This is a genomic window from Acidovorax sp. GW835-FHT14B10, from assembly GCF_058793725.1.
The window spans coordinates 1-9,190 of sequence record NZ_JBXAGC010000054.1 but is presented as its reverse complement, the minus strand read 5'-3'; the positions used below and the strand labels follow the sequence as shown (position 1 = coordinate 9,190).

11 protein-coding genes are annotated in these 9,190 nt (G+C 67.3%); 4 read left to right on the top strand and 7 right to left on the bottom strand.

Annotated elements, in window-relative coordinates; all coding sequences use genetic code 11:
* Window positions 1-73 precede the first annotated feature (73 nt).
* Genes AC1Q5S_RS21875 through AC1Q5S_RS21860 form a run of 4 tightly spaced genes read right to left on the bottom strand, consistent with a single transcriptional unit; the run spans window position 74 to window position 2,483 of the window.
* Window positions 74-547 (bottom strand): DoxX family protein, encoded by a 474-nt coding sequence (locus AC1Q5S_RS21875; RefSeq protein WP_303837733.1) that lies wholly within the window; start codon window positions 545-547, stop codon window positions 74-76.
* Complete coding sequence (locus AC1Q5S_RS21870) at window positions 544-1,320, bottom strand: HvfC/BufC family peptide modification chaperone (RefSeq protein ID WP_422203510.1); 777 nt, start codon at window positions 1,318-1,320, stop codon at window positions 544-546. The genes AC1Q5S_RS21875 and AC1Q5S_RS21870 overlap by 4 nt, the downstream gene beginning before the upstream one ends.
* Window positions 1,311-2,165, bottom strand: coding sequence for an MNIO family bufferin maturase (bufB, locus tag AC1Q5S_RS21865; RefSeq protein WP_303837737.1), 855 nt, complete (start codon window positions 2,163-2,165; stop codon window positions 1,311-1,313). Before bufB ends, AC1Q5S_RS21870 begins: the two co-directional genes overlap by 10 nt.
* 15 nt (window positions 2,166-2,180) lie before the next feature.
* Window positions 2,181-2,483, bottom strand: a complete 303-nt coding sequence (locus tag AC1Q5S_RS21860; protein ID WP_303837739.1) for a BufA1 family periplasmic bufferin-type metallophore — start codon at window positions 2,481-2,483, stop codon at window positions 2,181-2,183.
* Between the two features lie 193 nt (window positions 2,484-2,676).
* Here AC1Q5S_RS21860 and AC1Q5S_RS21855 point away from each other — a divergent pair, with 193 nt between their 5' ends.
* Window positions 2,677-3,219 carry a sigma-70 family RNA polymerase sigma factor gene (locus AC1Q5S_RS21855; protein ID WP_303837741.1) on the top strand — a complete coding sequence of 181 codons (543 nt, stop codon included), beginning with the start codon at window positions 2,677-2,679 and terminating at the stop codon, window positions 3,217-3,219.
* Window positions 3,216-3,857: a DUF1109 domain-containing protein gene (locus AC1Q5S_RS21850; protein ID WP_303837743.1), complete on the top strand. Its 642-nt coding sequence runs from the start codon at window positions 3,216-3,218 to the stop codon at window positions 3,855-3,857. Before AC1Q5S_RS21855 ends, AC1Q5S_RS21850 begins: the two co-directional genes overlap by 4 nt.
* Before the next feature lie 119 nt (window positions 3,858-3,976).
* On the opposite strand, the gene AC1Q5S_RS21845 is transcribed toward AC1Q5S_RS21850, so the two are convergent.
* Entirely contained in the window at window positions 3,977-5,224 is a 1,248-nt protein-coding gene (locus AC1Q5S_RS21845) for a multifunctional CCA addition/repair protein (RefSeq protein WP_422203506.1), read from the bottom strand.
* Window positions 5,225-5,269: 45 nt separating this feature from the next.
* Between AC1Q5S_RS21845 and AC1Q5S_RS21840 the strand changes: the two genes are divergently transcribed.
* Entirely contained in the window at window positions 5,270-5,725 is a 456-nt protein-coding gene (locus AC1Q5S_RS21840) for a hypothetical protein (protein WP_422203504.1), read from the top strand.
* Between the two features lie 8 nt (window positions 5,726-5,733).
* Here the strand turns inward: AC1Q5S_RS21840 and AC1Q5S_RS21835 are convergent, their stop codons facing one another.
* Both AC1Q5S_RS21835 and AC1Q5S_RS21830 read right to left on the bottom strand, forming a co-directional pair.
* Window positions 5,734-6,417, bottom strand: coding sequence for a glutathione S-transferase family protein (locus tag AC1Q5S_RS21835; protein ID WP_422203502.1), 684 nt, complete (start codon window positions 6,415-6,417; stop codon window positions 5,734-5,736).
* Between the two features lie 46 nt (window positions 6,418-6,463).
* Window positions 6,464-7,036: a 5-formyltetrahydrofolate cyclo-ligase gene (locus tag AC1Q5S_RS21830; protein ID WP_303837751.1), complete on the bottom strand. Its 573-nt coding sequence runs from the start codon at window positions 7,034-7,036 to the stop codon at window positions 6,464-6,466.
* A 14-nt stretch (window positions 7,037-7,050) separates the two neighbouring features.
* Here AC1Q5S_RS21830 and AC1Q5S_RS21825 point away from each other — a divergent pair, with 14 nt between their 5' ends.
* Window positions 7,051-9,036 carry a lytic transglycosylase domain-containing protein gene (locus AC1Q5S_RS21825; protein ID WP_303837753.1) on the top strand — a complete coding sequence of 662 codons (1,986 nt, stop codon included), beginning with the start codon at window positions 7,051-7,053 and terminating at the stop codon, window positions 9,034-9,036.
* Window positions 9,037-9,190 lie beyond the last annotated feature (154 nt).

The window sequence follows — 9,190 nt, the reverse complement described above, 5'->3', positions numbered from 1 at the left end:
ACGGGTGCAATCTCTACCGTCTTGACTTCAGTGAGTGAGGGCTTGGCTTATTCGGGGCGTCCATATAAGGCTCTTAGCGGATTCCAAACGCCCGGTCGAGCGACAGGGCACCCGCACCGCGCCCCACCAGGTACAGCATCAGCCCCGCCCACGACAGGTGGGTGGGCCAGGCGTCGGGGTACACAAACACCTGGATGACCAGCGTCATGCCCAGCAAGGCCAGGGCCGACAGGCGCGTGAACAGGCCCAGCACCAGCAGCACGGCGAAGAGGTGCTCGGCCACCGTGGCCATCTGTGCCGCCAGCTCGGGCGGCAGCAAGGGCAGCTTGTATTCGTCGCGGAACAGTGCATAGGCGCCGTCGGACACCGTGAACCAGCCATCGACCTTGGTGCGCGCCGACAGCCAGAAGATGCCCGCCACGGCCACGCGGTTGACCAGGGCGAGCAGACTGTGGGGGGTGAGGGAGGTGGCGGCATCTGCCAGGCGTGCCAGCAGCACGCGCGGGCCTTTGGCGGGTGCGGTGGGGGCGTGGGTGGTGGAGGTCATGGGGGGGCTCCTCGGTCTGTGCGTGAATCGGTGGGGACGAGGGCGCCTGCGTCCAGCAGGGTACCCATCAGGGCGGCAAAGTCGGCGGCAGGGTCGGTCTCCAGCGCGCGTGTGGCAGCGGCCTCCAGCGTCAGGCCCTGGGCGCAGGCGTCCAGAAAGGTCACTCCTGCACGCGACAGGGAGTGCCACACCACTTCCGCATGGGGCCGGGTGAGCAAGGCTCCATCGCCGGTCCACTCCAGTGGCTCTGTGGGGAGCAGACCTTCACGGTGGCTTTGCCACAGGGCATAGGCCGGATGCTCGACGCACCAGGCCCAGCGTGCGGCGGGGTGTGGCAGCAGTTGCACAAGAGGCAAAGTGTCGGGGGCCTGCTGTGCAAGCCAGTCACGGCCAATGGCGGTGGCATCCGCCGCCAGATGGCATTCGGTCCAGCACCGGTCCAGGCGCGCCACGGCGGGCAGGTAGGGCAGCTCGTCCGCCGGTGCAAACCCTGCCAGAAAGTCGGCAAACCCCGCGCCATAGTCCACCAGCAGCCCGTCACGTGGCGGCTGCGCGCGGGCGTACACCGCAGCGGCGGCGCGGAACCAGTCTTCGCCCACCAGCTGGCACACCGTGGGGTAGCTGGCCTGCAGCGCATCGATGCAGCCCTTGAGCACGGTGTTGCGGTACACGGCAAAGCCCGGCTGGGACTCCAGCGCCGACAGCCACGGCGCTTGCGCGGCGTGGCCGAGCAGCGCGGCAGAGAAGCCGTCCTGGAATGTGCTCAGCTGCATGAGGCCTCCTCGGGTTGCACCGCGGTGAGTGCGCTGTGGGCCTGGTCGCGCTCGGCCAGCAGTTCGCCGAAGGGGGGCACGTGGTCGTCGCGCTCGATCAGGGTGGGCACGGGGCCGGCGCGCGCGATCACCTGCTCGTACAGCGCCCACACGGCGGGCGCCACGGGCGCATCGTGGCTGTCGATGAGCAACGCGTTGCCATGCACCGGGTCGGCATGGTGGCCTGCCAGGTGGACTTCGGCCACCGCGTGCAGGGGGAAGGTGTTCAGGTAGTCCTGTGTGCCAAAGCCCAGGTTGTTGGCGCTGACGTACACGTTGTTCACGTCCAGCAGCAGGCTGCAGCCGGTGCGCCGCACCAACTCGGCCAGAAAATCGGTTTCGGCCCAGTCATGGCCGTCGATGTGCAGGTAATGCGTGGGGTTCTCGATGGCGATCGAGCGTTGCAGCGTGTCCTGCGTGCGTGCAATGTTGTTGGCGATGCGCGCCAGTGCCTCGTGCGTGCGTGGAAACGGCAGCAGGTCCGGGTGGTAGCGCCCGCGCCAGGCCGACCAGGCCAGGTGCTCGGACACCAGGGCGGGTTCGATGCGCCGCACCAGCGCCGCCAGGCGCTGCAGGTGCGCGGGGTCGGGCGGTGCATCGGCCGCGAGCGAGAGCGAGACGCCGTGCAGCGATACCGGGTGCCGCGCGCGAATGGCTTGCAGCCAGGCCATGCGCGGGCCACCGTCGGCCAGGTAGTTTTCGGGGTGCACCTCCCACCACAGGCCGTGGTCGTTGCAGCGCAGGGCCTCCTCATAGTGCTGGGGCTTGAGGCTCAGCCCGGCTGTCAAGGGTGTTGTGGTGGGCATGGGGTGGCCTGCGGTTCAGGTCTTGATGGCGCTGAGCGAGCCCATGCCCTTGGGCGTCTTGATGCTGGTGCAGGTACCTGCGGGCACAAATTTCCAGGCATTGCCCTGGTAGTCCACCTTGGAGGTGCCGGCGCAAGTGGTGCCGGGGCCGGCGGCGCAGTCGTTCTTGCCCGCCATCGCAACGCCGTAACACTTTTCCATGGCTGGCTTGCCCATGTCGCCCGGCTTCATGGAGTCGGGCTGTGCCTGTGCCAAGGCGGCGCCACCGGTGAGGGCGGCAAAGGCCAGGGCGCCGAGAGTGAGGGTAGGTGATGTCATGGGGTTTTCTCCGAAGGGTTGAGGGTGAGGGCCGCAGGCCGGTGTGGTGTGAAACGCCACGATTCCGGTCTGCGCTGTATTTCGCCTGGGCAAGGACTGCGGTTACGCTGGCGCAGAAAAATACCCAAAATATTCTTTGTTGTTGCTGTAACTCGCAACGCCTGTGCCACGAATACCCCCACAGGGAGACGCCATGGAGATTGAAGAGCGGCTGCGCCTGTTGCTGCTGCAGGGGCTGGATGCCGATGCGGGCGCCTACCAGTGCTTTCTGAAGGAGCTGAGCGCGCACCTTCGGGCCTTTTTGCGCCGCCGGCTGGCGCAGCGGCCTGATGAAGTGGAGGATCTGGTGCAGGAAACACTGTTGGCGGTGCACAACCAGCGCCACACCTACCGCAGCGATATGCCGGTGACGGCATGGGTGCACGCGATTGCGCGCTACAAGCTGATCGACTGGCTGCGCACGCATGCGGTCAAGGGTGCGCTGAATGTGCCGCTCGACGATGCCGCCGAGCTGTTCTCCAGCCGCGACAGCGAAGCGGCCGAGGCCCGTCGGGATCTGGGGCGGTTGCTGCAGACCCTGCCTGACCGCCAGCGACTGCCCATCGTTCATGTCAAGCTCGAAGGTCTGTCGGTGGTAGAGACGGCGCGCATGACAGGGCTGTCGGAGTCGGCGGTAAAAATCGGCGTGCACCGGGGCCTGAAGGTTCTGGCTGCCCGCATCAGGGGAACAACGTGAATACCGATGAGTGGATAAACCTGCTGGCGCGCGATGCCGTGGAGATACCCAAGCACAGCATCGAGCGGCGTTTTGCCGTGGCCGCGCTGGCGGGGCTGGGAGGGGGGCTGGTGCTGGTGCTGGCCTTGTTTGGCCTGCGCCCCGGACTGATGCAGGATCTGGCCTTGCCCATGCTCTGGGGCAAGTTCATTTTTGCCGCGATGCTGGCCGGGGGCTGTGTGGCCGTTTTGCGCCGTCTGGCGCGGCCCGGAATGGGCCTCGCGCACAGTCTGGTTCTGCTGGCTCTGCCGCTGCTGGTGCTGTGGGGCACGGCCGTCATCACGCTGGTGCGTGCCGAGCCTGCAGAGCGCCTTCCCCTCATTTTGGGCAGCACCTGGCGCACCTGCCCCTTCAACATCGCGGCGCTGTCTGTGCCCGCGTTGGTGGCCAGTTTCTGGGCCCTGCGGGGCGCTGCGCCCACGCGGCTGGCCTGGACGGGTGCGGCGGGCGGCTTGCTGGCGGGCGCCTTGGGCGCGCTGGCCTATGCGCTGCACTGCCCCGAAATGGCCACACCCTTTCTCGCCGTTTGGTACATCGCCGGTATGGCGCTGCCCACGGCGCTGGGTGCATTGCTGGGGCCCCGGTTGCTGCGCTGGTAGGCTTTGGGAGCGGCCCACAAAACGCTTCGGGCGTCGTTCCCGCGTCCCGTCGTGCTACGCGTGATGCCTGCGACGCAGCGCCTGGCCAGAACCGCTTCGCCGAGTTTTATTGGCCACTCTCAGCCGGGTGCCTGGGCCAGCCAGTCGGCCACGGCCTGCACGCGTGCGGCGTGGATCATTTCACCCACTTTTGACCCTGTAACGCCTGATTCTGCTGCGCGAGAAGCTATTGCATTGGTAGCGACCGATTGCACAGCAGTCAGCGCCGCGCGCAGCCGCGTGCGTTGCGGGTAAGGCGCCTCTTCAAACCCCAGGCGCCCGCGTGCATCGCATTCGCAGGCCAGCAGGATTTCGCCAAAGCGGGCCGGCTTGCGGATGCCGTCGCAGCGCTCGATCAGGCGCACCAGGGCCGCCGCGCCCAAGTCGCCGCTGCGGTGGATGTTGCCGTGCTCGCGCGCCACCACGTCGGCCGTTTCGCGGCATTCGGTGGGTACGCGCAGGCGCTCGCACAGGCCTTGGAGCAGCCTGGCGCTGCGCTGCTCGTGGCCGATGTGGCGCGGCAGCATGTCGGCCGGCGTGGTGCCCTTGCCCAGGTCGTGCACCAGGCAGGCAAAGCGCACGGTGAGCGGCGCCTGCAGCCGCGCCGCCATGTCCAGCACCATCATCAGGTGCACGCCGGTGTCCACCTCGGGGTGGTATTCGGCCCGCTGGGGCACGCCCCACAGGCGGTCCACCTCGGGCAGCACCACGGCGAGGGCGCCGCAGGCGCGCAGCACCTCGAACATGCGCGAGGGCTGCTCTTCCATCAAACCGCGCGCCAGCTCCTGCCACACGCGCTCGGCCACCAGGTGGTCGGCCTCGCCGTGCGCCACCATGGAGCGCATCAACTCCATCGTCTCGGGCGCCACGGAAAAATCGGTAAAGCGGGCCGCGAAGCGCGCCACGCGCAGGATGCGCACCGGGTCGTCGTGGAAGGCGTCGGTCACATGGCGCAGCACGCGCTGTTCCAGGTCGCGGGCACCCCCATAGGGATCAAGCAGTGCCTCAGCGCTTGATCCATCAGCGCTGCTAGCGATCGCATTGATCGTGAGGTCGCGGCGCGAGAGGTCGTCCTCCAGCGTCACATCGGGCGAGCTTTGCACCACGAAGCCCCGGTAGCCGCGCCCGCTCTTGCGCTCGGTGCGCGCCAGCGCGTATTCCTCGCGCGTCTCGGGGTGCAGGAAGACGGGGAAGTCGCGCCCCACGGGCAGGTAGCCCAGGTCGATCATCTGCTGGGGCGTGGCGCCCACCACCACCCAGTCGTGGTCGTTCACGGGCCGGCCCAGCAGCTTGTCGCGGACGGCGCCGCCCACCATGTAGATTTGCATCGGCGTAGTTTAGGACCTGCCCCCGGCCGTATATTCCAGCCCACCATGTCCCTTGCGTCCGACCTCACCATTGCCCAGCTCAACCCCGACGGCAGCGTGCCCGTGCCCGCTGCGCCCGATGCCGCCGCCAACGCGGCCGCCGCCGCCCTGCAGCGCGAGGCGCAGTTCGACGCCCTCAAAGCCAAGGTGGACGACCTGCAGGAGATCCTGGCCAAGCCGCTCAACGAAATCCTGGCCGACCGCGACAGGTTCAAGGAGGCCGCGGCCGCCTGGGACGCCTTCGGTGCCATGTGGATGCTGTCGCAGCGCGCCATGAAGCGCGTGGCGCTGGACCTGGCCGCGCAGCAGGGCGTGAGCGATGAAGAGGTGGTGGCGCGCGCGCTGGCCTATGCCAACGCGGTGCTCAACGCGGAAGAGGAAGACCTGGGCGGCACTATGGCCCCGGCCCAGTTGGCGCACATCGCGCGGCACAGGCCGTTTTTGCGCAAGCAGTTCCGGTAAGCGCGGGCTCAGCGCGTGAGCCGGTAGGGCTCCTCGAATGCGCGGAAATCCTGCTCGGCCAGAGCGTCGGCTATCCAGGCATTCACACCGGGCAGTGCGCGCACGCGGTCCACATAGGCGGCGATGTGGGGCGGCACCGGCAGGCCGTAGGTGGTCAGGCGCATGCACACCGGGGCAAAGTAGGCGTCGGCGATGGTGAACTGGCCGAACAGCATCGGCCCGCCATATTGCGTGAGCAGGCCGGTCCACATCTCGATCAGGCGCTGCACATCGGCGCGCACGGCCGCCTTGTCGCGCCAGAGCAGGGCGCCGGTGTCGGGCAGGCTGGCCTCGATGTTCATCGGGCAGGCGCCGCGCAGGGCGGTGAAGCCGCTGTGCATCTCGGCGCAGACGCTGCGGGCGCGGGCGCGGGCCGCCTTGTCCTCGGGCCAGAGCTGCTTTTCGGGGTAGGTTTCGGCCAGGTACTCGGCAATGGCCAGCGTGTCCCACACCACCAGCTCGCCATCGACCAGCACCGGCACCTTGCCGGTGGGGCTGACGGCGCCGACCGTGCGCTTGAACTCCGAGCCGGCCTCGAAGCTGTCGAAGCGCACGCGCACTTCCTCGAACACAATGCCCGCCTGGCGCAGCAGCACCCAGGGGCGCATGGACCAGGATGAGTAGTTCTTGTTGCCGATGTAGAGCTGGATCATGGTGTACCTTTCTTTTACAAACGAAGCGTCTCAGGGGAGGTGTTCCTCATACCGGCCAGACCACGCCGTTGTCGTTCAGGATGGCATCGAGCGGCAAGTCGAACGCGTCGGGTTCGAAATCGTCAAGGTAGCCGTGGGTGTACCCCAGACCCACGGTGAATGGCCTGGGTTGCAGGGTGGCCAGCGTGCGGTCGTAAAAGCCGCCGCCATAGCCCAGCCGGTAGCCGCCCGCGGCATAGCCCACGCAGGGCACAAACAGCAGCGTGGGCACGATCAGTTCGGTGTCCTTGGGCTTGGGGATGCCGTAGGCGTCTTCTTCCACGGGGCAGCCGGGGTGCCAGGCGTGGAAGGTCAGCGTTTTGTGCTGCTTGTTCACCACCGGCAGGCCGATGCGCCGGCGCAGGGGTTCGTCCAGTAATTCACCGTCTTCTTTCCAGCGGTGCAGGGCGGGCAGGGGGTCAAACTCGCCCTTGATGGGCCAGTAGGCACCGATCACGGTGTCGGGCCGGTTCACCAGCCATATGCGCATGACTTGCTGCAACAGGTCGGATCGCTGGAGGCGGTCGGGCAAATTGAGGCGTTCTTGTATCAATGCGCGCCGAAGGGCTGCTTTGTCCATCAGATAATTCCCCCATGCATTTACTCAGAGCCATTCTGACACCCCTTGTGGCCGCTGCCGTGCTGGCCACTGCTGCGCCCCTGGTCCAGGCGCAAAACCGTGGCGACGAGACCCTGCTGGAGATGCAGCAGGCCTTCCGCAAGGGCGACCGCAAAAAGCTCGAACAGCTGCTGCCCGCCGCGCGCGGCCATGCGCTGGAACCCTGGGCCGCTTATTGGACGCTGAAGGCGCGTCTGGAAGAGGCCGCGCCGCAGGAGGTGCAGGCCTTTTTGCAGCGCTATGCCGGCAGCTACCAGGAAGACCGCCTGCGCAATGACTGGCTGTTGCTGCTGGGCCAGCGGCGCGACTGGTCGCAGTTTGCCGAGCACCATCCGCAGTACCGCATGTCGGACGACCGCGAGGTGCGCTGCTACGCCCTGCTGATCGACCAGATCAAGGGCACGGCACCCACCAGTGCTGCCGACGATGTGCGCCGCACCTGGTATGCGCTGCGCGATGCGGACGACGGCTGCACCCACGCGGCCAGCGAGTTTTACAGCGACAAGAAGCTCAGTGCGCTGGATGTGTGGCGCAAGGCGCGCCTGGGCATAGAGGCCAACCGCATGCGCGTGGTGCGCAATGCTGTGGAAATTGTCGCGCCCGATGCCCTGCCCCAGCTGCGCGATGTATTCGATTCACCCACCAAATATCTGCTCGGCCGCGCCACCGTGCGCGGCAAGATGCACCAGGAACTGGTGGTGCTGGCCCTGGTCAAGCTGGCCACCGGCGACCCGCAGGCCGCCGCCAACCTGCTGGACGCCAAATGGGGTGTGCAGCTGTCGGCCGAAGAGCGCAACTGGGTCTGGGGCGTGATCGGCAAGCAGGCCGCGCAAAAGCTCTCGCCTGATGCCATGGGGTATTTCGCCAACGTGGCCCGCGACAGCGACCTGAACGACGACACCCTGGGCTGGAAGGCGCGCGCCGCCTTGCGTGCCGGCCAATGGAAGGTGGTGCGCAAGACCATCGACGCCATGGGCGACGACACCCGCCAGGAAAGTACCTGGGTGTACTGGAAAGCCCGCGCCTTGCTGGCCGCCAGGCCCAGCGAAGGCGAGCGCGCCGAAGCGCGGCAATTGCTGGAGGGCATTGCCGGCACCCGCGGTTTTTATGAGCAGCTGGCTCTGGAAGAGCTGGGCCAGCGCATTGCCACGCCGCCCGCCCCGGCACCGCTCACCGCCGAGGAAAAAGCGGCTGCGCGCGCCAACCCGGGGCTCAACCGGGGCCTTTACGCCATCTTGCTGGGCCTGCGCAGCGAAGGCGTGCGCGAGTGGAACTACACCACCAACCTGCACACCCCCGGCGGCATGGCCGACCGCGAGCTGCTGGCCGCAGCCGACTTTGCCTGCCAGCGCGAGGTGTGGGACCGCTGCATCAACACCAGCGAGCGCACCAAGGCCGTGACCGATGCGGCACAGCGCTTTCCCACGCCGTTTCGCAACACCGTGGTGGAGCGCGCGCAGGGCATCGGGCTCGATCCGGCCTATGTCTACGGCCTGATCCGCCAGGAAAGCCGCTTTGTGATGGATGCCCGCTCGGGCGTGGGCGCCTCGGGCCTGATGCAGGTGATGCCCGCCACCGCGCGCTGGACGGCCCGCAAGATCGGGCTGGCCGGTTTCACGCCCGACCAGATCACCGACCGCGACACCAACATCACCATCGGCACGGCCTACCTCAAGCTGGCGCTCGACGATTTCGCGGGTTCCATGCCCATGGCTGCGGCCGCCTACAACGCCGGCCCCGGCCGCCCGCGCAGCTGGCGCAACGGCCCGGTGCTCGATGCCGCCATCTGGGCCGAAAACGTGCCCTTTGCCGAGACGCGCGACTACGTCAAGAAGGTGCTGGCCAACACCACCAACTATGCGGCGCTGCTCACGGGCCAGCCGCAGTCGCTCAAGAGCCGGCTGGGCACGGTGGGACCGCGGGAGAGTGCGGAGCCGGAGGCGAACAAGGAGCTTCCTTGAGGTGTTTTCAGGCTCTGGCGCTTATTTGTCAGACGCTGGTAGCTATTGGTTTGATGGTTTGTGGTGTGCCTTGGTTAAGGGCGGAGGCCGGGTCTCGGCCCGGCGGCCGACTCACTTTTCTTTGCTTCGCCAAAGAAAAGTAAGCCAAAGAAAG